The organism is Pseudomonas sp. LBUM1644 (genome assembly GCF_059716195.1).
This window is the reverse complement of sequence record NZ_CP166812.1, coordinates 626,818-647,370: the sequence shown is the minus strand read 5'-3', so window position 1 is coordinate 647,370 and position 20,553 is coordinate 626,818. Positions and strand designations below refer to the sequence as shown.

Genomic DNA, 20,553 nt, shown 5'->3' with positions numbered 1-20,553 from the left:
CGTTCAAGGGGGCGACCAGCAATGTGGGAAAGGCGCTTCGCAAGCAAAGGCGCGGTATTATGCCTGCTTTGTTCGACGGCATGAAAAGCCTGCCCGTCGGAACACTACGTTTGAGGACTTTAGATGGCGCCCTGGCTGACAGTAGTAGGTATCGGTGAAGACGGCTTCAAGGGCCTGGGCAAGAATGCCCGGCGCGCCCTTTTGCGCGCCTCGCGGATCTTCGGCAGCCCGCGCCAACTGGATTTGTTGCCGGTGTGCATCCGCGGCGAACGCCTGTTGTGGCCGAGCCCGTTCACCCTCGAGCCGTTGCTGGCGCTGCGTGGCGAGCCGGTTTGCGTGCTGGCCAGCGGCGACCCGATGTTCTTCGGCGTCGGCGCCAGCCTCGCGCGACAGCTGCCGGCCGATGAAATGTTGATCCTGCCGGCGCCCTCCTCTTGCTCGCTGGCCGCCGCGCGAATGGGCTGGGCGTTGCAGGAAGTGGTGACGCTTTCGGTGGTCGCCCGCCCCCTCACCGCGCTGAACGCGCACGTGTTCAGCGGCGTTCGTTTGCTTGTACTCAGCAACGACGGACAAAGTCCTGGCGCAATCGCCGCGCTGTTGCGTGATCGCGGGTTCGGGCCGAGTCGCCTGAGCGTGCTGGAGCACCTGGGCGGTGACGCCGAACGCCGCATCGACGGCGTTGCCCACGACTGGACCGATCCGCCGATCGCCGACCTCAACCTGATCGCCATCGAATGCATCGCCGAGCCCGATGCGCCGCGCTTGTCGCGGCTGGCCGGGCTGCCTGACTCGGCGTTCAGGCATGACGGCCAATTGACCAAGCGCGACGTGCGCGCAATCACCCTCGCGCGCCTCGCTCCGACACCCGGCGAACTGTTGTGGGACGTCGGCGCCGGCAGCGGCTCGATCGGCATCGAGTGGATGCGCGCGCACCCGAGTTGCCGGACGCTGGCCATCGAAGCGGATGAGGGTCGACAGCTGTTGATCGAACACAACCGCGATGCGCTCGGTGTGCCCGGCCTGCAATTGATTCGCGGCAGCGCGCCGCACGCCCTGGCCGGACTCGAACGCCCGGACGCCATCTTCATCGGTGGCGGGGTCACCCGCGAAGGCGTGCTGGACACCTGTTGGGCCGAACTCAAACCCGGCGGCCGTCTGGTTGCCAACGCGGTCACCCTGCAAAGTGAAATGACCCTGATGGCCTGGCGCGAACAACACGGCGGTGAGCTGACGCGTATTCATATCGCGCAAGCGCAACCGCTGGGGGAATTCGATACCTGGCGTCAGGCGCTGCCGATTACCTTGCTCGATGTGATCAAGCCCCTCGATGCGTGACGAAACCGCCGAACAACCCGCCCCCCTGCGTAGCGGCCTGACGACCGGCAGCTGCGCCACCGCCACCAGCCTCGCCGCCGCTCGCCTGTTGCTCGGCGGTGTAAGCTCGGACGCCGTGGAAATCATCCTGCCCAAAGGCAAGCAGGTGCAGATGCGCCTGGAATTCTGCCGCCTGCGCGATGACGGTGCGGAGGCCGGGACAATCAAGGACGCCGGGGACGACCCGGACGTGACCCATGGCGCCCTGCTCTATTCCCATGTACGACTTGGCACGGAGCCGGGCATACGTTTCAGCGCCGGGCGTGGTGTCGGCACCGTCACTCGGCCGGGGTTGGTACTGGGTGTCGGCGAACCGGCGATCAACCCGGTGCCGCGCAAGATGATCACCGATCACTTGACCCGGCTGGCCGAAGAGCTTGATTACCGTGGCGGGTTCGAGGTCACGATAAACGTCGAAGGCGGCGAAGCGCTGGCCTTGAAAACCATGAACCCGCGCCTGGGCATTCTTGGCGGGCTGTCGATCCTCGGTACCAGCGGCATCGTCCGGCCATTTTCCTGCGCGGCCTACATTGCCTCGATCCATCAGGGCATCGACGTGGCAAAAACCAACGGTTACCTGCACATCGCCGCCTGCACCGGCAACGCCAGCGAAGACACCATGCGCCGGGTCTACGACCTGCCGGAAATCGCCCTGATCGAAATGGGTGACTTCGTCGGCGCCGTCCTCAAACACTTGCGCAAAGTCCCGGTGGAAAAACTCAGCCTGTGCGGTGGCTTCGGCAAGATCAGCAAACTGGCGGCCGGGCACATGGATTTGCACAGCCGGCATTCAAGCATCGACTTGCCGCAACTGGCCGAATGGGCGGCGGCGGTCGGCGCGGATGACACCTTGCAGCAGGCGATCCGCGAAGCCAACACCAGTCAGCAAGCCTTGGCGATGGCCAGCGCGGCGGGCATCGCCCTCGGTGATGCGGTGTGTCGGCACGCGCTGGATTTTGCGCGCAGCGTGGTGCCGGCGCAGGTTCAGGTCGAAGTGTTTGCCATTGATCGTCAGGGCGGGATTGTCGGCCGTGCGGGAGTTTTTTCATGAAGCGCATTTTACTCCTCGGTGGCGTCACTGAAGCCCTGGCCATCGCCCGCACCTTCGGGCCGGAACACATCTATAGCCTGGCCGGCGTTGGTCGCGTGCCGACGGATTTAACCTGCCAGGTACGGGTCGGTGGCTATGGCGGCGCGCAGGGGCTGGCACATTTCATCCGCGATGAAGGCATCGATCTGCTGCTGGACGCGACCCATCCTTACGCCGCACACATCAGCCAGAACGCAGCGACAGCCGCGAAGATCAGCGGCATTGCGTGCTGGGCGCTACGGCGTCCGGCCTGGCAACCGCAGACCGGAGATGACTGGCGCGAGGTCGGCGATTGGGCCGAACTGATCGCAGCCCTGAAACCCTTCCGCCGTCCGTTGTTCACGCTCGGCCGCGAACCCTTGCAGCACCTGCACGAAATCCCGCCGGAGCAATTCTGGACGCTGCGCGCACTGGACATTTATCCGGGCAACGAACGCTGCGAAGTCATCGGCGCGCGCGGACCGTTTCTGCTTGAGGATGAGCGCGAGCTGTTCAAACGGCGGCAGATCGACGTGCTGATCAGCAAAAACAGCGGCAGCACCGCGACGGAACCGAAGCTGGAAGTGGCACGGGAGCGCGGGGTGCCGGTGCTGGTGTTGAAGCGACCGGTATTGCCGGGGGTGGATCGGGAGTTTGGGTCGGTGACAGATATGCTGGCAGCCTTGAAAGCAGACATCGACGCGTAACTTGTAGCAGCTGGCGAAGCCTGCGTTCGGCTGCGCAGCAGTCGTAAATCCTGTATCCGCGATTGACCTGGAGATTGAGTCGATTGATTTTACGGCTGCTGCGCAACCGAACGCAGCCTTCGGCAGCTGCTACATAATGCGAAGTGCCCTACATGTTTATAGGATCTCTCTCACAACTTCATCCAAAGCCGCTGACTAGTAGGATCGTTTCCAGGCCCCTATCTTTCTGAGCTCCCTCAAACAAGCAACTCCGAGGCTTCAATGCCCAAACACTACCAATTCGACGCCGCTGAATTTATTAAAACTCCAGAAGAAATGGCCGCCTATCTGGATGCCTGTTTTGAAGAAGATGCCGGCGATGGAGTGCTCATACGAGCCGCACTTAACGACATAGCCCGAGCACAAGGCATGACGCAGGTCGCGCGTGATGCAGGTCTGGGTCGTGAAAGTTTGTACAAGGCATTGAGTAGCACTGGCAATCCAGAATTCGCGACTATCATGAAGGTTATGAAAGCCTTGGGTCTGCGTTTGCATGCCACTGCTATCTGATTGCGCTGCGACATCACACCGCACGCCGCTTTTTTACTTATCGGCCCTGATCAGGCTAAATAGCCGCGCCTGATCGCCCACCCAACGGATGTTGCCCCATGTCCCGACAACGGCTCGCAATTGCCTGGATCGCCTGCTTCGCAGTGCTGTTCAACATGCTCGCCATGCCGATGACAGGAGCGATGGCGCAAACGGCGAAATCGCCGGCTGAGCAGCTGTTGTGGGGCAGTTTCTGTACGTCCAGCGGCACGAAGATGGTGGCGATTCCCCTGGGCAATCTCGAGCAAAAAGCCCCGCAAAACGACGATCATTCCAACATGCAGCATTGCTGGTGCTGCTCCGGGTCCGCGCCGTTGGTGGCGCTGCCCGGGCATGTGCCGCAGTTGTATTTCGCGCAGTTCGAGACCCATCGAAGCCTGCCCGCCGCTTCTCTCGATTCACCGACACCTCGCCAGCAATGGCCGAGCCTCAATCCCCGCGCCTCCCCTCTGGTGTGATTCCTTCTCGCAATTGACCTGCGTTTTGAATCGTTCCGGAGAACTGCCATGTTGAACAAACTCATCGTTCTGGCTGCGTTGCTGCTGCCTGCCTGCTTTGCCAATGCCCACGAATACAAGGCTGGCCAGCTTGAAATCGCTCACCCTTGGTCGCAGGAACTGCCACCCAATGCGCCAACCGTTGCGGCGTACTTCGTGATTCACAACCCAGGTAAAACGGCCGACCGGCTGCTCAGCGTCGACTCGCCAATTGCGGGCATTGCCCAGTTGCACGAGCATGTCATGCAGAACGACTTGATGAAAATGCAACAGGTGCCAAGCGTGGAAATCCCCGCTGGAGGCGAAGTCACTTTTGCACCGATGGCCTATCACGTGATGCTGCTGGAACTGAAAGACCGCAGCCTGCTGAGCGATGGCAAGCGCTTCCCGCTGACGATGCATTTCGAGAAGTCCGGTGACTTGACCGTCGAAGTCGCGGTGCAGAAAACGGCACCGGACGGTATGCAAGCACACGTGCACAAACCGTAATAGTCAGCGCAGAAAACGCCCATGCGCCCGCTTAGCGCCAGGTCATCCGCAGCACGCCGTCAGCCATTGAGCCTGACCCGCGGCAGCTGGATCAGCCTGTTCGCCATGTTGCTGATCTTTATCGGCCCGCTGGTTTCTCAGTCGATGCCGATGAATCAGCGCGCCTCCGCGCTGATGCAGGTGTCCATGAACATGTCGATGGACATGGACATGGACATGTCGGCAATGGAGCATGCCGACCACGGCACGCAACCCGCCGCTGAACACTGCCCGCCCAAAGCCTCCCACCATGCGCTCTGGGAAAAATGCGGCTATTGCAGCCTGTTGTTCAATTGCCCGGCGCTGACCGGCGGCCAGTCCTTCGTCGCATTCGATTCGCCAACAGCCACCACCTTCACCACACCTGCCATTCGCCTGGGTCACGCCCGGCAATCCTTCTTCCCCGGCGCCCGAACCCGCGCCCCGCCCATCGTCGCGTAAACACTCACCCGATCTCACACGGTCCGCAAGACAGCCAAAGCAACCTGTGGGAGCGGGCTTGCTCGCGAAGAGGGAGTGTCATTCAACATTAATGTCGTCTGGCACACCGCTTTCGTGAGCAGGCTCGCTCCTGCAAGGGATTGCACAGGCCGTCGGCCGTGTCGTTTACGACTGTTCGATGGAAATTGTCATGTCCAGGTTTTCTGCTGACACACGCTTGAGCCCTGCTCAGGTTTTCTTTTCGCCAGACGAATCCAGTATTCGTTTCAGGCACGCCACTGCCGTCCTTTGCGGTGCCCTGCTGACACCTATGGCGCAAGCCGATGAGCACGCGGGGCACCAGGAAGAACTGAGCCCGACGGTCATCACCGCCATTGCGCCGAGTTCGCCGCTGACCATCGTCACCAACCCCAAGGACCCGCGCCAACCCGTGCCGGCCAGCGACGGTGGCGATTATCTGAAGACCATTCCGGGCTTCGCTCTGGTCCGCAATGGCGGCACCAATGGCGACCCGGTGCTGCGCGGCATGTTCGGCTCGCGACTGAACATCCTCACCAACGGTGGCCAGTTGCTTGGCGCCTGCCCCGGTCGGATGGACGCCCCGACCTCCTACATCTCACCGGAAACCTACGACAAACTCACCGTGATCAAAGGCCCGCAAACCGTGCTCTGGGGACCGGGGGCATCGGCCGGCACCATCCTCTTCGACCGTGAACCGGAAAGCTTCGGCGAACTCGGCACCCGGGTGAACGCCAGCGTACTGGCCGGTTCCAACGGTCGTTTCGACAAGGTGGTGGACGCTGCTGCCGGCGGACCATTGGGCTACGTGCGTGTCATCGGCAACACCGCGCACTCCGACGACTACCGGGACGGCAACAACAACACCGTGCCGTCGCGTTATGACAAATGGAATGGCGATGTGGCGCTCGGCTGGACCCCGGACGCCGACACCCTGCTGGAGCTGACCGCCGGCAAGGGCGATGGCGAAGCCCGTTACGCCGGGCGTGGCATGGACGGTTCGCAGTTCAAGCGCGAAAGCCTGGGCTTGCGGTTCGAGAAGTCCAATATCGGTGATGTGCTGGACAAGGTCGAAGCGCAGATCTACTACAACTACGCCGACCACGTGATGGACAACTACACCCTGCGCACACCGTCCGGCACCGGGATGATGGCCGGGCCCATGGCGTCCAACGTCGACCGTCGGACCCTCGGCGCCCGGGTCAAAGCCACCTGGCGCTGGGCCGATGTGCAGTTGATCAGCGGCATCGACGCGCAGACCAACGAACATCGCCAACGCAGTGCCATGGGCATCGACGTCTACAAGAACCTGCCCTACACAAAAGACGCCGACTTCCATAACTATGGCGTGTTCAGCGAATTGACCTGGTACGCCGCCGATCGTGATCGGTTGATCAGCGGCGCGCGCCTGGACCGCGCCTCGGCCAAGGATTACCGGCAGACCACCGGGTCGGGGATGATGACCCGCGCCAACCCTACCGCCGACGACACCCGCGCCGACACCTTGCCAAGTGGCTTTATCCGTTACGAGCACGACCTGGCCGATAGCCCGACCACGTTGTACGCCGGCCTCGGTCACACCCAGCGTTTCCCGGATTACTGGGAGCTGTTTTCGCCCAATTCGGGGCCCGCCGGTTCGGTGAATGCCTTCGACTCGATCAAGCCCGAGAAAACCACCCAGCTCGACTTCGGCCTGCAATACAAGACCGAAGACCTCGAAGCCTGGGCGTCGGCTTACATCGGGCAAGTGCGTGACTACATCCTGTTCGACTACACGCCCGGGATGATGGGCATGACCTCGCAGGCACAGAACATCGACGCACGCATCATGGGCGGTGAACTCGGTGCGGCCTATCAACTGACCTCCCACTGGAAAGCCGACGCGACCCTGGCCTATGCCTGGGGCAAGAACAGCAGCGACGGCAACGCCTTGCCTCAAATGCCACCGCTGGATGCACGTTTCGGCCTGACCTACAGCGAAGCCAACTGGAGTGCCGGTGCCTTGTGGCGGGTGGTCACGGCGCAAAACCGCATCGACCAGAACAAGGGCAACGTGGTCGGCAAGGACTTCGACAAGACCCCGGGCTTTGGCGTGTTCTCGCTCAACGGGGCGTATCGCATCAACCAGAACTGGAAGGTCAGCAGTGGCCTCGACAACCTGTTCGGCAAGGCATACGCCGAGCATTTGAACCTGGCCGGCAATGCCGGTTTTGGCTACCCGGCCAATGACCCGCAGGCCATTAAAGAACCGGGGCGAACGCTCTGGACCAAGGTGGACATGAGTTTCTAACAAGAAAAGTCAAAAGATCGCAGCCTCCGGCAGCTCCTACAGGGGCATGCCGTACTCCCTGTAGGAGCTGCCGAAGGCTGCGATCTTTTCAAGACAATTAAATCTCCAAGCGGAGCACAACCGATGAAACAGCCCAAAGTAAATTTCTACAACCTGGCCTGGCGCTGGCATTTCTATGCCGGTCTGTTCGTCGCGCCATTCATGGTGATGCTGGCCCTGACCGGCGTCATTTACCTATTCAAGCCGCAGCTCGATACGTTGATGTACGGCAGCCTGATGAACGTCCCGGCCGGGCATCACAGCGTGCCGGCCGACGACCTGCTCAAGCGGGTGAAAGAAGCTTATCCACAGGCTACGATCAAACAGTACCTGCCACCGGTCAACGCCGAGCGCACCGCGCAATTTGTCGTCGTCAACGGTGGCAGTGAGCTCAACGTATTTGTCGACCCGTACCACGGCGACATCCTCGGCGAGCAAGACGCCAAGAAAAACCTGCAAGCCATTGCGCGAGCCATTCACGGTGAATTGATGATCGGTACGGTCGGTGATCGACTGGTCGAACTGGCCGCCGGCTGGGCCGTGGTGCTGGTGGTCTCCGGCGTATTTCTGTGGTGGCCGCGCGGCCAGGCAGCGGGCATTTTGTGGCCACGGCTGAGCAGTCGCGGGCGCGTGCTCTGGCGTGACCTGCATGCCGTCACCGGTTTCTGGGGTGCGACGTTCCTGCTGGTGATGCTGCTCAGCGGCATGACCTGGACCGGGTTCTGGGGCCAGAAATACGCACAAGTGTGGAACGTGTTTCCGGCGGCGATGTGGGACAACGTCCCCAAGTCCGATGTCGAGGCGCGCAGCCTGAATACCGCCACCCGCCAGACCGTGCCCTGGGCCATGGAAAATACGCCGATGCCGATGTCTGGCGACCACGCTGAACACATGGCCCACGGTGGCACACAACCCGGCCCTGCCGCGCCGACCATCAGCCTGCAAGACGTGCAGAACATCGCCGTGCAACGCAAGGTCGAGCCGGGTTACAGCATCACTTTCCCGACCACGGCGACGGGTGTGTTCACCATCGCGGTGTTTGCGGATGACCCGCGCAACGACGCCACGCTGCATATCGATCAGTACACCGGCGATGTCCTCGCCGATGTGCGTTGGGAGCATTACGGCACCGTCGCCCGCGCCACGGAAACCGGCGTGATGTTGCATGAAGGCAAGATGTTCGGTGCGTTCAATCAGATCGTCGTGCTGCTGATCTGCCTGATGATTTTGCTCAGCGCGGTCAGCGGTGTGGTGATCTGGTGGAAGCGTCGGCCACAGGGCAAGTTCGGTGTTCCACCGTTGCGCCACGATCTGCCGAAATGGAAAACGGCGATGGTCATCATGTTTGCATTGGCGGTTGCGTTTCCGTTGGTGGGCGCGTCGTTAGTCGTTGTGTGGCTCTTGGATCGACTGCTCCTGTCGAGATTCACCCGGCAAACTGAATCGACCTCATCTTCATCATGAAACAGGCGAGATGCGCGGTTTAGAAGGATCTGTAGACTTTCCGCGCTTATCTCCCAGCGCTAGATGCTTGGCCCCTGTAGGAGCTGCCGAAGGCTGCGATCTTTTGATCTTGATTTTTTAAGATCAAAAGATCGCAGCCTTCGGCAGCTCCTACAGGGCGAATACGCACCGAAAACCTCTTGAGAAACGCATGACCTCGCTGAACCTCACAAACCTCGCCTGGACACCCCTCGGCCACGGCCATTGTCATCACCAGTTCCAACTGCGTGACGCCTCGCTGCACGTGGCCGCCGGTGAGTTCGTCGGTTTGATCGGCCCCAACGGCAGTGGCAAGACCAGCCTGTTGCGGTGCGCCTGGCGCTTCAGCAAACCCGAGAACGGCGAGGTCCGGCTCGACCATCACAACGTCTGGAAGCAATCCTCACGCTGGTGCGCGCAACGCATTGCGGTGGTGTTGCAGGAGTTCCCCGACGCCTTCGGCCTGACCGTCGAGGAAGTGGTCGCCATGGGTCGCACACCGCACAAAGGCCTGTTCGATGGAGACACCCTCGAAGACCGGAATCTCGCGATCCGGGCTTTGGAATCTGTCGGTCTCAAAGGCTTCGAAGATCACGCCTTCGCCACCCTCTCCGGCGGTGAAAAACAACGCGTGATCCTCGCCCGTGCCCTGACCCAACAACCGCAACTATTAATCCTCGACGAGCCGACCAATCACCTCGACCCACGCTATCAGCTCGAATTGCTGCAATTGGTCAAGCGCCTGAACATCGGCACACTCGCCAGCATCCACGACCTCAATCTCGCCGCCGCTTTTTGTGATCGGTTGTACGTGATCAATCACGGTCGCATCGTCGCCAGCGGCGCCCCCAAAGACGTGCTGACCACTGCGCTGCTGCGCACCGTGTTCGGCGTCGAAGCGCTGATCGATGAACATCCCTTGCACGGCTACCCACGAATCACCTGGATAACCCAACCATGACCTTGCGTTCCCTGCTGTGCGTCACGCTGTTGCTGGGCAGTACCCAGACGTTTGCCGAGGCCACGAAGTACCCGCTGACGATCCAGAGCTGCAATCGCGAAGTGACCTTCAAGCAAGCCCCTCAACACGCGGTCAGCCACGACATCAACATGACCCAGATGATGCTAGCCCTCGGCCTCAAACCGAACATGGCGGGTTACAGCGGCGTGACGGGCTGGAAGTCAGTGACGCCTGAAATGCAGACCATCCTCGACGGCTTGCCGGAGCTGGCCGCCAAGTACCCGTCGGTGGAAACCCTGCTCAATGCCAACGTCGATTTCTTCTTCGCCGGGTGGGATTACGGCATGCGCGTCGGCGGCGATCTGACCCCACAAACGCTGCAGCCGCTGGGCATCAACGTCTACGAGTTGACCGAGTCCTGCGCGTTCGTGATGCAGCGCCCGGCGGCTACGCTGGAAGACACTTACAACGATCTGCGCAACCTCGGCAAAATTTTTGACGTACAGGATCGCGCCAACGCCCTGATTGCCAAGATGCAGGCGCAAGTCGCCAAGGTGCGCAAGGATCTACCGGCGGACAAGCCTCGCGTGTTTCTTTATGACAGTGGTGAAGACCGCGCCATGACCTCCGGCCGCCTCGGCATGCCGCAAGCGCTGATTGATGCGGCGGGCGGGCGCAACATTCTGGATGACGTCGAGGCGAGCTGGACTCGGGTCAACTGGGAGAACGTGGTCGAGCGCAATCCGCAGGTAATCGTGATCGTCGACTACGGCGAAGTCACCGCCGAGCAGAAGGTGCAATTCCTGCTCAACAACAAGGCACTGCAATCGGTGGACGCGATCAGGAACCAGCGTTTCATCGTGATTCCGTACGTGCAGGCCACACCCGGAATAGACAACGTGCTCGCGGTCGAGACCCTGGTAAAAAGTTTCCACGGCGAATGATCAACCGTCGCTACGCCTTGCTGATGATTGCCCTCGGCGCGCTGTTGCTGGTGTCGTGCGTGGTGTCGCTGGGCTTCGGCCCGGCGCGGGTGCCGGTGGATGTGGTCTGGCGGATTCTGCTGCTTAAGGCGTTCGGCATCGGCGACGTGAGCTGGCCGGCCGGGCAGGAACACATCGTGTGGCTGATCCGTGTGCCGCGTATGTTGCTCGGCGCGTTAGTGGGTGCCGGGCTGGCGTTGATCGGCGCGGTGCTGCAAGCGGTGACACGTAATCCGCTGGCCGACCCGCACCTGCTGGGCGTGACTTCCGGCGCGACCCTGGGTGCGGTAATCGTGGTGCTGCATGTCGGTGAAATTGTCGGCCTGTTGACCTTGCCGATTGCCGCATTCATTGGCGCGTTGGTCAGCATGCTGATCGTGCTGATGATCGCCAATCGCAACGGTCGACTGGACAGCGACAGGCTGCTGTTGTGCGGTGTGGCGGTGTCCTTTGTGATGATGGCCATCGCCAATCTGCTGCTGTTTCTCGGTGATCACCGCGCCAGTTCGGCGGTGATGTTCTGGATGCTCGGCGGGCTTGGGCTGGCGCGCTGGGAGTTGCTCGCGGTGCCGGCCGCCAGCGTGTTGCTTGGCTTGATTCTGCTGCTGGGCATGGCTCGACCGTTGAACGCGTTGATGGCCGGAGAGCAGACCGCTGTGACCCTCGGTTTGAATGCGCGCACCGTGCGTTTGCAGGTATTTTCGATTGCGTCGCTGATGACCGGGGTGCTGGTGTCCATCAGCGGCTCCATCGGTTTTGTCGGGTTGATGGTGCCGCACATCGCCCGCCGGCTGGTCGGCGCCGAGCACCGTCGGCTCCTGCCGACATGCGTGCTGTTGGGGAGTGTGTTTCTGGTGTGGGTGGATGTCGCGGCGCGCACCCTGATCGCCCCCGAGGACTTGCCGATCGGCGTGGCCACGGCGGCGATGGGTGGATTGTTTTTCATCGGGCTGATGCGCAAGCGTTGATACAGAGAGCTCTCGCACCTGCCCTGAAATTGGGATTACAGTTCATCCCGAGTAGGTTTTTCGGACACCTCGAGAGCCTGTTCGCGGTTGACTCGCCAATGAACACCCAAGCGCCCAACCTGCTTCCAGTCAGCCGCTGCCTTCAGCACTTTGAAAACCCCCATGTCGGCCAATCTGGTAATAAACGCCTCGGATGAAAGCGTCTGCGTTGAGAGCAACAATGATTTCTCTTCCCGGGTGTACGTGGGGATGTATCGGAGCAATGCCCCGTGCCGTGTCGAGTAATAGTAAGCCTCGATGGAAAAGCCTTTGGCTTTCAGGGCATGGGTGTGCACATGAACGGCCGCCGGGGACGCAAAGTTCACCTCAGTCTCGCCTGGGGTGACGGTCACCGGCGCGGATAGCTGGTAGCTGCCCATCAGCATGTAACCGTCAGGAAACTGCGGCGCTTTATTCCTGTGCGAAGTGCTGGCGTCGCGCGCGGTGCGGAAGATGCGCTTGATGGCTTCACCGGGATCCGGATCTGCGATGGGCTCCAGGGCGACATACGAATGGGAAGGGGGTTTGGCCAGAATTGCACTGGCATGCGCAGCGGTTTGATCAACGACAGGTGCCGCTCGAAGCTGCGCATGACGGGCCGCATCGTCGGGGTGATGAAACATCGGCCCCAAAGGCAATACAGGATTGCGCGCCCAAAGCTCATCGGCGGAAACAGCCGGCATGTGCGGCATCCAGTCATGCCCCACCTCTCCAGGACACGACCAGTAGGCACTGGTCACCAGAACCTCCAGACGCCCGGCGACCGCCATGCGTCGAATGTAGCGGGTCAGGCTGAAGGTACTTTGGTTGACATCGTTCCAGTCACGCTGCGCCTGCTCAAGCGTTGCAAACGGATTGTCCCTGGCCTCGGGTTGACCGAACTTGTCCAGCGCCACGACGGGATCGAAGGGGCTGAGCTTTAAACGGAGCAAGGCACCGTCGGCGCAGGAAAAATAAATCGGCCGGTATCCCTGGGCGGTGTAGGCAACGGTACGTGCGAGATTCACCTCGATGGGTGAAAAGAAATGTCGGTAATCATCATCGATCAAACCCGCCGGCGCTTTGGCAGCACACAGGTATATCCCGCTGGTGACGTAGCGGTAAGGTAATGCGCCGGGAAAGATACGTTCATATGCAAACTTGGAATTCAGCGCCTCAATGGGCAGCGTCGCCATGAAGGAATTGTCGCGAGAGTTCATCAGCATGAATCCGAAACTCAATGCCGAACGACTACCGGCCTGTTCATGAACGAAACGCGCGGCGTCTTGCTCTCGAATGTGCACCGGGCTGTACGTCGGCTCGGACACTGCATGCCTCAAGGCATTCGCACGTACTGCCGTGGTAAAGGGTACGAATTCCGTCACCGCACGCGCATGACCCCATACGCGGCTGCCCATGACCACTTGCAGGTAACCGGCCTTCGCCAGTTTCTTTACCCAGTCTGTCGGTGACAACGCGCCCTGATAGATCTGCGCCTTGATCCAGCTCGCATCAAAGTCACCACCCGGTTTGCCAGACACACTGAACAGCGCAGCAAGGTCGGCCCGGATGCGTTCCCACACCCCGACCCGATAACGGATGATCGAGCCATCAGGTGCGAACAGGTACTCATCGAGGGGTTGCTCAGTACGGTTGAATGCCGTGTACACCACATCGACAGACAGCATGTTCAGATAGAGCGCTTTATCCGCCATCGACAACAAAACGGGCAACGCGCGTGGTACCCGTGAACGGTAGCGCGCAACGATGCTGCAGCCCGCCGGAAACTGCCCGAGGGTGACCGCTGCATCCGGGAAGATCCACTTGATATCGAAGTCTTCCTGGGGAATACCGACAGGATCGGTCGCCACAAAAAAACCGTCGGCACGTTTCAGAATAAGGCCGCCAAACGCACGCGCGCGGCCCGTTGGTGCTTGCGAGCGAGCGTAGACGGCAGCGTCATCGACCGTAGAAAACACCGGGCTGAGCGTACGACGCTCAAGGTTCAGACTGGGCGCCCAGAGGGTATCGACCGGCCCTTTCCTATCCCAACACAGGCTGGTGCGCATCACCGACAATGAACCGCTGTTGGCGACCACTTTGACAAAATCGGTCGTCGTCAGCTTGCCGCTGGCGAGGTTGTTCTGGATCGTATCCAGCCTCATCGTCGGCACATCGTTGTCGAACAGCTTGGTGCCCTTGCGGGCGACATACTTCAGCAGAGCGCCGTCCTGAGTCGACACATAAAGAGGAATGCTTGCGTTGGTTTCAATGACCGGACGCCGGCCTGAATTGTAAATCACCACAAACAGATCCCTGGGCACGATGAAATGTTGCGCCAGCCAGTATCTGGAAGAATCCCGTGCATGCTTGACCCGTTGGCGTGAATAGCAATACGAATGCGGGATGAATGACTCGGGATAAGACATTTGCCTGGTGTTGGCAGACACGCCGAACAGACTGCGTAATGAGTAGAGTTTGTCTCTCCCCTCGCTGACCGGGACCCATTCAGTGGCGATGTACGCTTCCTTGCCTTGTTGCTTGAGAATGAACCCGAAGCGGGTTTGTTCCTCATCATGTTGCTCCATGTCTTTGGCGTAACAGTCGAGTGCCGCTTCATCGGCTGACTGAAAAATCGCACCAAACGACACCCGCTCCGGCACCATTCGCTCCCACGGGCCGGGGACAAAGTGTTCCGTGACTTTTCCTCGAGGTCGCCAGCGACCGTTGCTGATGATGACCTGTAAATCACCGGCCGCCGCCGTTTCCACAACCAGCTGCTCCGGCTTGGCAGCCCCCGTTTCAAGGCCCAGGGCAAACTCCCCCGGAGCCTGCCCGGTGCCTAACAGATTGAGCAGGCTCACGCTGCGCGCGTTATCGGGGGTGAAGCCAATCAAGCTGTCTTCGGCCCCCGAAAGATAGGCCGGCAGATGGCTCCCGAGGCTGTGGCGCAGTTCGTCGACGCTGAACATCAACAGACTCGTCGCCGCCTCATCGCTGGACCACTTCAGGTCCGATACCTTGCGCGCATCGAGCATCGACAGTGCGGGGTGAGAATAGAAGCGGCTGTGCAACGCGTAGTTGTCGGGAAACAGTTGATGATGCGTGACGATGCTGAGCGGCTGCTCAACCGGTTCGGTAATCACAAACCGTCGATCGTTTCGCTGAAGGATAAAGCCGTAGTAACCGTGGTCACGACGGCGACCTACCCGTTCGTGGGCATAACGCGCGGCATCGTCCGCCGACAGAAACGCCCGGTCCAATACATCCAGCGCCGATAGTGCGCCCTTCGGGGCGGGTTGTTGGAGTTGCTCATCCATGCAGTAGAACTCCGTTGAGTCATCAGTGGTGAGCCACTCTCGCACCGCTAAATACACCAGGGGCGGTACATAGTTACTACTTCGCGGCCTTGGCACCAGTTGAGCGCATCGCCATGCCCGTACGCGTTTTTTATGCCCGCTCACGGTGCAACAACTGCGCCTGCAGACCTTTCTCCCCCCTCAGGCAAAGCGCTTCGGGCGTTAGGCACAGCCCTTGCTAAAGACCCTTCAGTAGTCCGCATCTGCCAACCTAGAAAATTCATAAGTTCATGGAGATCGCACAATGAAGCGTCGCAGCTTGATCAAGGCTTTCACACTATCGGCAAGCATTGCCGCGATGGGCATGACCTGGACGGTCCAGGCCGCCGAGACCATCAAGGTGGGTATTCTGCATTCGTTGTCCGGGACCATGGCGATCTCCGAAACGTCACTCAAAGACATGGCGTTGATGACCATCGATGAGATCAACGCCAAGGGCGGCGTGAACGGCAAGATGCTCGAACCGGTGGTCGTGGACCCGGCATCCAACTGGCCGCTGTTCGCGGAAAAGGGCCGTCAGTTGCTGACCCAGGACAAAGTGGCGGTGGTGTTCGGTTGCTGGACGTCGGTGTCGCGCAAATCGGTATTGCCGGTGTTCGAAGAACTCAACGGCTTGCTGTTCTACCCGGTGCAATACGAAGGCGAAGAGATGTCGCCGAACGTGTTCTACACCGGCGCCGCGCCAAACCAGCAGGCGATACCGGCCGTTGAATACCTGATGAGCGAAGAAGGCGGCAGCGCCAAGCGCTACTTCCTGCTGGGCACCGATTACGTCTATCCGCGCACCACCAACAAGATCCTGCGTTCGTTCCTGCATTCCAAAGGCGTGGCCGACAAGGACATCGAAGAGGTCTACACCCCGTTCGGCCACAGCGACTATCAAACCATCGTGGCCAACATCAAAAAATTCTCGGCCGGTGGCAAGACGGCGGTCATTTCCACCGTCAACGGCGACTCCAACGTGCCGTTCTATAAAGAGCTGGCCAACCAGGGCCTGAAAGCCACTGACGTTCCGGTCGTGGCGTTCTCGGTGGGCGAAGAAGAGCTGCGCGGCATCGACACCAAGCCGCTGGTGGGCAACCTCGCGGCGTGGAACTACTTCGAATCGGTGGAGAACCCGGCGAACAAGAAATTCGTCGCCGACTGGAAAGCCTACGCGAAGAAACACAACCTGCCGGGCGCTGACAAAGCGGTGACCAACGATCCGATGGAAGCCACCTACGTCGGCATTCACATGTGGGCGCAAGCAGCGGAGAAAGCCAAGTCCACCGACGTCGACAAAGTCCGCGAAGCCCTCGCCGGCCAGACATTCGCCGCGCCGTCCGGTTACACCCTGACCATGGACAAGACCAACCACCACCTGCACAAGCCAGTAATGATCGGCGAGATCCAGGCGGACGGTCAGTTCAACGTGGTGTGGCAGACCGAAGGGCCGATCCGTGCCCAGCCGTGGAGCCCGTTCATCCCGGGCAACGACAAGAAGCCGGACTATGCGATGAAGAGCAACTAAGCCATTGGGTGTCGGACTCTGAACACTCTGCTCAGGTCCGACACAAATCCTGTGGGAGCTGGCTTTTGTGTGAGGGGACTTCTGTGGCGAGGGGATTTATCCCCGTTGGGCTGCGAAGCGGCCCCAGCACTTCAAAGTCCAACCGCCTGTAATGGGTTGACGACTGCTTCGCAGCCGAACGGGGATAAATCCCCTCGCCACAAAAGCCCGCTTCCACCATTAGTCCGCGCAAGGCCAATGACATGCCCACCGCCCTTTACCGCTTGATCCTCGCCATCGCATTTTTATTGCCGATGGCCGCGCATTCCGGCGACGCCGAAGACTTCGTCGCCGCCAATCCCGTGCAGCAAGCCAAGCTCCTGGAAGCCTGGGCCGCGCAGCCCGATCCGGCCCGCGTCGAATTGATCAACGCCCTGCAACAAGGTGAGTTGACGGTCGACGGCCAAGCCAAAACCCTGCGCCTGAACAACCGCCTGCGGGGTCTGATCGACACCGCGCTGGCCAGTCACCAATTGCTCGCCGTTGACGCCAAGATCCGTCTGGGCGCCGCGCAACAATTGCAGAAAAGCGCCAAGCCCGCGCAGCTGAAATTCCTCGACCGGCAGCTCGCCGGCGAAAAAGATGAAACCGTCCATGCAGCCCTGAGCCTGGCACTGGCCAACCTGCAATTGGTGGACACCGACCCGGCCGTGCGCCTCGCGGCTGTTCGCCTGCTGGGTGAGACCGGCGACCCACTCGCCCGCACGCGCCTCGAAAGCCTGCTGGAACCAGGAGTCGAAGCCGACGCCACGGTGCGCACCGCCGCTGAAACCAGCCTGGCCCAAGTCAAACGCAAACTGCTGATCGGCGAGGTCCTCGGCCAAGCCTTCAGCGGCATGTCCCTCGGTTCAATCCTGCTGCTCGCCGCCCTCGGCCTGGCGATCACGTTCGGCTTGCTCGGCGTCATCAACATGGCCCACGGCGAAATGCTGATGCTCGGTGCGTACTCGACGTACGTGGTGCAGTTGATGTTCCAGCGCTTCGCCCCGCAGGCCATCGAGTTCTACCCGCTGATCGCCTTGCCGGTGGCGTTTTTTGTCACCGCTGCCATCGGCATGGCCCTGGAACGCACGGTGATTCGTCATCTCTACGGCCGCCCGCTGGAAACCCTGCTCGCCACCTGGGGCATCAGCCTGATGCTGATTCAGCTGGTTCGGTTGCTGTTCGGCGCGCAGAACGTTGAAGTGGCCAACCCGGCGTGGTTGTCGGGCGGGATTCAAGTGCTGCCCAACCTCGTGTTGCCGTACAACCGCATCGTGATCATCGCCTTCGCCCTGTTTGTGGTGGTGCTGACCTGGCTGCTGCTGAACAAGACGCGCCTGGGCTTGAACGTGCGCGCCGTGACCCAGAACCGCAACATGGCCGCCTGCTGCGGCGTGCCGACCGGGCGCGTGGACATGCTCGCCTTCGGCCTCGGTTCGGGCATTGCCGGGCTCGGTGGCGTGGCGTTGAGCCAGATCGGCAACGTCGGCCCGGACCTCGGCCAGAGCTACATCATCGATTCGTTCCTGGTGGTGGTGCTCGGCGGTGTCGGCCAGTTGGCCGGCAGCGTACTGGCTGCCTTCGGCCTCGGCATTGCCAACAAAATCCTTGAACCGCAGATCGGCGCCGTGCTCGGCAAGATCCTGATCCTCGCGCTGATCATTCTGTTTATCCAGAAACGTCCGCAAGGCCTCTTCGCACTGAAAGGACGGGTGATCGACTGATGAACCAGCCCCTATTGCTCACGGCCACGCAAAAGGCCGGCCCCAAAGTCACGATCGCCGTCGGCGCTGTGATCCTCGTTTTGCTGCTGGCGTTGCCGTTGATGTCGCTGTTATCGCCCGTCAGCGTTTTCCACGTCTCGGCCTACACACTGACGCTGGTGGGCAAGATTCTTTGCTACGCCATCGTCGCCCTGGCGCTGGATCTGGTCTGGGGTTATGCCGGTTTACTGTCCTTGGGCCACGGCCTGTTCTTCGCCCTCGGCGGTTACGCAATGGGCATGTACCTCATGCGCCAGGCCTCGGGCGAGGGCTTGCCGGCGTTCATGACGTTCCTGTCGTGGACCGAACTGCCGTGGTACTGGACCGGCACCAGCAGCTTCCTCTGGTCGATGTGTCTGGTGGTGTTGGCGCCGGGGCTGCTGGCGTTGGTGTTTGGCTTCTTCGCGTTCCGTTCGCGGATCAAGGGCGTGTATTTCTCGATCATGACCCAGGCCCTGACCTTCGCCGGGATGCTCCTGTTTTTCCGCAACGAGACCGGGTTTGGCGGCAACAACGGTTTCACTAACTTCCGCACCATTCTCGGGTTTGGCATTACTGAACCGGGGACTCGCGCGGTGCTGTTTTTCGCGACGGTGCTGTTGCTGGTGGCGAGTCTGTTCATCGGCTGGCGATTGGCGCAAAGCAAGTTTGGTCGGGTGCTGACCGCATTGCGCGATGCGGAAAACCGTCTGATGTTCTGCGGTTACGATCCACGCGGTTTCAAATTGTTTGTCTGGGTGTTGAGCGCGGTGTTGTGCGGTCTGGCCGGTGCGTTGTATGTGCCGCAAGTCGGGATTATCAACCCGAGTGAAATGTCGCCGACCAACTCCATCGAGGCCGCCGTTTGGGTGGCTTTGGGTGGTCGCGGTACGTTGATCGGCCCGCTGCTCGGCGCTGGCGTGGTCAACGGCATGAAGAGCTGGTTCACCGTGGCGTTCCCGGAGTACTGGCTGTTCTTCCTCGGCGCGCTGTTCATCGTCGTGACCTTGTATCTGCCCAAAGGCGTGATCGGTTTGCTGAAAAAAAGAGGTGAACAATGAGAGTCACTGCAACGGCTGAATTCATGCTCGAACCGGCCTTTTTTCCAGTGGAGCCCAATAAAGACGCGGGCACCAGCCGCGATACGATCGGTCTTGGCCAACGCGCCGGTCCGGGTTTGAACACGCGCCACGGCACGATCCTGACCCTGGAAGACATCAGCGTCAGCTTCGATGGTTTCAAGGCACTGAACGCGCTGAACCTGTACATCGGCGTCGGTGAACTGCGCTGCATCATCGGCCCCAACGGTGCCGGCAAGACCACCCTGATGGACGTGATCACCGGCAAGACCCGGCCCAGTCACGGCAAGGCGTGGTTCGGCGAAACCCTCGATCTGACACAGATGAGTGAAGTGCAAATCGCCCAGGCCGGCATCGGCCGCAAGTTTCAGAAGCCGACGGTGTTCGAAGCCTTGAGTGTGTTCGAGAACCTGGAGCTGGCGCAGAAAACCGACAAGTCGGTGTGGGCCAGCCTGCGGGCTCGCTTGAGTGGCGAACAGAAAGATCGCATCACCGAAGTGCTGGAAACCATTCGCCTGACCACCTCGGTCAATCGCCCGGCGGGGTTGTTGTCTCACGGGCAGAAGCAGTTCCTGGAGATTGGCATGCTGTTGATGCAAGACCCGCAATTGCTGCTGCTCGACGAACCGGTGGCGGGCATGACCGACGCCGAAACCGAATTCACCGCCGAACTGTTCAAGAGCCTGGCGGGCAAGCATTCCTTGATGGTGGTGGAGCATGACATGGGATTCGTCGGCTCGATTGCCGATCACGTGACCGTGTTGCACCAGGGCAGCGTGCTGGCCGAAGGATCGCTGGAACAGGTGCAGGACAATGAGCGCGTAATCGAGGTTTATCTCGGCCGCTAGAACGTCGTTCACCTCCTGTAGGAGCTGCCGA

The 20,553-nt window shown here is 60.7% G+C and carries 17 protein-coding genes; 16 read left to right on the top strand and 1 reads right to left on the bottom strand.

Features of this window, described 5'->3' with window-relative positions; all coding sequences use genetic code 11:
• Window positions 1-123 precede the first annotated feature (123 nt).
• The 12 genes from cbiE (at window position 124) to ACA052_RS02860 (ending at window position 11,945) form a co-directional block, all read left to right on the top strand.
• The gene (cbiE, locus tag ACA052_RS02915; RefSeq protein WP_497648326.1) at window positions 124-1,335 is read left to right on the top strand and encodes a precorrin-6y C5,15-methyltransferase (decarboxylating) subunit CbiE; all 1,212 of its coding nucleotides are present in this window, start codon (window positions 124-126) and stop codon (window positions 1,333-1,335) included.
• Complete coding sequence (locus ACA052_RS02910; RefSeq protein ID WP_497648325.1) at window positions 1,328-2,425, top strand: cobalt-precorrin-5B (C(1))-methyltransferase; 1,098 nt, start codon at window positions 1,328-1,330, stop codon at window positions 2,423-2,425. The genes cbiE and ACA052_RS02910 overlap by 8 nt, the downstream gene beginning before the upstream one ends.
• Window positions 2,422-3,150 (top strand): cobalt-precorrin-6A reductase, encoded by a 729-nt coding sequence (locus ACA052_RS02905; RefSeq protein ID WP_497648324.1) that lies wholly within the window; start codon window positions 2,422-2,424, stop codon window positions 3,148-3,150. The genes ACA052_RS02910 and ACA052_RS02905 overlap by 4 nt, the downstream gene beginning before the upstream one ends.
• Window positions 3,151-3,411: 261 nt before the next feature.
• Complete coding sequence (locus ACA052_RS02900; protein ID WP_497648323.1) at window positions 3,412-3,699, top strand: addiction module antidote protein; 288 nt, start codon at window positions 3,412-3,414, stop codon at window positions 3,697-3,699.
• A gap of 98 nt (window positions 3,700-3,797) precedes the next feature.
• Window positions 3,798-4,196 (top strand): DUF2946 domain-containing protein, encoded by a 399-nt coding sequence (locus ACA052_RS02895; protein WP_497648322.1) that lies wholly within the window; start codon window positions 3,798-3,800, stop codon window positions 4,194-4,196.
• 48 nt (window positions 4,197-4,244) lie between these two features.
• Window positions 4,245-4,724, top strand: coding sequence for a copper chaperone PCu(A)C (locus ACA052_RS02890; RefSeq protein ID WP_497648321.1), 480 nt, complete (start codon window positions 4,245-4,247; stop codon window positions 4,722-4,724).
• A gap of 21 nt (window positions 4,725-4,745) precedes the next feature.
• On the top strand, window positions 4,746-5,204 hold the full coding sequence (locus tag ACA052_RS02885; RefSeq protein WP_497648320.1) for a DUF2946 domain-containing protein: 459 nt from the start codon (window positions 4,746-4,748) through the stop codon (window positions 5,202-5,204).
• Window positions 5,205-5,394: 190 nt separating this feature from the next.
• Window positions 5,395-7,512, top strand: coding sequence for a TonB-dependent copper receptor (locus tag ACA052_RS02880; RefSeq protein WP_497648319.1), 2,118 nt, complete (start codon window positions 5,395-5,397; stop codon window positions 7,510-7,512).
• Window positions 7,513-7,635: 123 nt separating this feature from the next.
• A complete protein-coding gene (locus tag ACA052_RS02875; protein WP_497648318.1) occupies window positions 7,636-9,015 on the top strand; it encodes a PepSY-associated TM helix domain-containing protein in 1,380 nt (459 codons plus the stop codon).
• 190 nt (window positions 9,016-9,205) lie between these two features.
• Complete coding sequence (locus ACA052_RS02870; RefSeq protein WP_497648317.1) at window positions 9,206-9,994, top strand: ABC transporter ATP-binding protein; 789 nt, start codon at window positions 9,206-9,208, stop codon at window positions 9,992-9,994.
• A complete protein-coding gene (locus ACA052_RS02865; RefSeq protein WP_497648316.1) occupies window positions 9,991-10,938 on the top strand; it encodes an ABC transporter substrate-binding protein in 948 nt (315 codons plus the stop codon). Before ACA052_RS02870 ends, ACA052_RS02865 begins: the two co-directional genes overlap by 4 nt.
• The gene (locus ACA052_RS02860; protein WP_497648315.1) at window positions 10,935-11,945 is read left to right on the top strand and encodes a FecCD family ABC transporter permease; all 1,011 of its coding nucleotides are present in this window, start codon (window positions 10,935-10,937) and stop codon (window positions 11,943-11,945) included. The genes ACA052_RS02865 and ACA052_RS02860 overlap by 4 nt, the downstream gene beginning before the upstream one ends.
• Window positions 11,946-11,980: 35 nt before the next feature.
• Here ACA052_RS02860 and ACA052_RS02855 read toward each other — a convergent pair whose 3' ends face one another.
• Complete coding sequence (locus tag ACA052_RS02855) at window positions 11,981-15,283, bottom strand: hypothetical protein (protein WP_497648314.1); 3,303 nt, start codon at window positions 15,281-15,283, stop codon at window positions 11,981-11,983.
• 283 nt (window positions 15,284-15,566) lie between these two features.
• Between ACA052_RS02855 and urtA the strand changes: the two genes are divergently transcribed.
• The 4 genes from urtA to urtD all read left to right on the top strand — a co-directional run bounded on the left by urtA (window position 15,567) and on the right by urtD (window position 20,522).
• Entirely contained in the window at window positions 15,567-16,832 is a 1,266-nt protein-coding gene (gene urtA / locus ACA052_RS02850; RefSeq protein ID WP_034149690.1) for an urea ABC transporter substrate-binding protein, read from the top strand.
• Between the two features lie 242 nt (window positions 16,833-17,074).
• Window positions 17,075-18,577, top strand: a complete 1,503-nt coding sequence (gene urtB, locus ACA052_RS02845; RefSeq protein ID WP_497648313.1) for an urea ABC transporter permease subunit UrtB — start codon at window positions 17,075-17,077, stop codon at window positions 18,575-18,577.
• Window positions 18,577-19,656, top strand: a complete 1,080-nt coding sequence (gene urtC, locus ACA052_RS02840) for an urea ABC transporter permease subunit UrtC (RefSeq protein ID WP_497648312.1) — start codon at window positions 18,577-18,579, stop codon at window positions 19,654-19,656. Before urtB ends, urtC begins: the two co-directional genes overlap by 1 nt.
• Window positions 19,653-20,522 (top strand): urea ABC transporter ATP-binding protein UrtD, encoded by an 870-nt coding sequence (gene urtD, locus ACA052_RS02835; RefSeq protein WP_497648311.1) that lies wholly within the window; start codon window positions 19,653-19,655, stop codon window positions 20,520-20,522. The genes urtC and urtD overlap by 4 nt, the downstream gene beginning before the upstream one ends.
• Window positions 20,523-20,553 lie beyond the last annotated feature (31 nt).

Excerpts from the sequence above, each read along its gene's own strand:
- ACA052_RS02890 (WP_497648321.1), top strand. The coding sequence starts at position 4,245 with ATGTTGAACAAACTCATCGTTCTGGCTGCGTTGCTGCTGCCTGCCTGC.
- urtA (WP_034149690.1), top strand. The coding sequence starts at position 15,567 with ATGAAGCGTCGCAGCTTGATCAAGGCTTTCACACTATCGGCAAGCATT.
- urtB (WP_497648313.1), top strand. The coding sequence starts at position 17,075 with ATGCCCACCGCCCTTTACCGCTTGATCCTCGCCATCGCATTTTTATTG.
- cbiE (WP_497648326.1), top strand. The coding sequence starts at position 124 with ATGGCGCCCTGGCTGACAGTAGTAGGTATCGGTGAAGACGGCTTCAAG.
- ACA052_RS02905 (WP_497648324.1), top strand. The coding sequence starts at position 2,422 with ATGAAGCGCATTTTACTCCTCGGTGGCGTCACTGAAGCCCTGGCCATC.
- ACA052_RS02875 (WP_497648318.1), top strand. The coding sequence starts at position 7,636 with ATGAAACAGCCCAAAGTAAATTTCTACAACCTGGCCTGGCGCTGGCAT.
- ACA052_RS02865 (WP_497648316.1), top strand. The coding sequence starts at position 9,991 with ATGACCTTGCGTTCCCTGCTGTGCGTCACGCTGTTGCTGGGCAGTACC.
- urtD (WP_497648311.1), top strand. The coding sequence starts at position 19,653 with ATGAGAGTCACTGCAACGGCTGAATTCATGCTCGAACCGGCCTTTTTT.
- ACA052_RS02855 (WP_497648314.1), bottom strand. The coding sequence starts at position 15,283 with ATGGATGAGCAACTCCAACAACCCGCCCCGAAGGGCGCACTATCGGCG.
- ACA052_RS02900 (WP_497648323.1), top strand. The coding sequence starts at position 3,412 with ATGCCCAAACACTACCAATTCGACGCCGCTGAATTTATTAAAACTCCA.
- ACA052_RS02885 (WP_497648320.1), top strand. The coding sequence starts at position 4,746 with ATGCGCCCGCTTAGCGCCAGGTCATCCGCAGCACGCCGTCAGCCATTG.
- ACA052_RS02870 (WP_497648317.1), top strand. The coding sequence starts at position 9,206 with ATGACCTCGCTGAACCTCACAAACCTCGCCTGGACACCCCTCGGCCAC.
- ACA052_RS02910 (WP_497648325.1), top strand. The coding sequence starts at position 1,328 with ATGCGTGACGAAACCGCCGAACAACCCGCCCCCCTGCGTAGCGGCCTG.
- ACA052_RS02895 (WP_497648322.1), top strand. The coding sequence starts at position 3,798 with ATGTCCCGACAACGGCTCGCAATTGCCTGGATCGCCTGCTTCGCAGTG.
- ACA052_RS02880 (WP_497648319.1), top strand. The coding sequence starts at position 5,395 with ATGTCCAGGTTTTCTGCTGACACACGCTTGAGCCCTGCTCAGGTTTTC.
- ACA052_RS02860 (WP_497648315.1), top strand. The coding sequence starts at position 10,935 with ATGATCAACCGTCGCTACGCCTTGCTGATGATTGCCCTCGGCGCGCTG.
- urtC (WP_497648312.1), top strand. The coding sequence starts at position 18,577 with ATGAACCAGCCCCTATTGCTCACGGCCACGCAAAAGGCCGGCCCCAAA.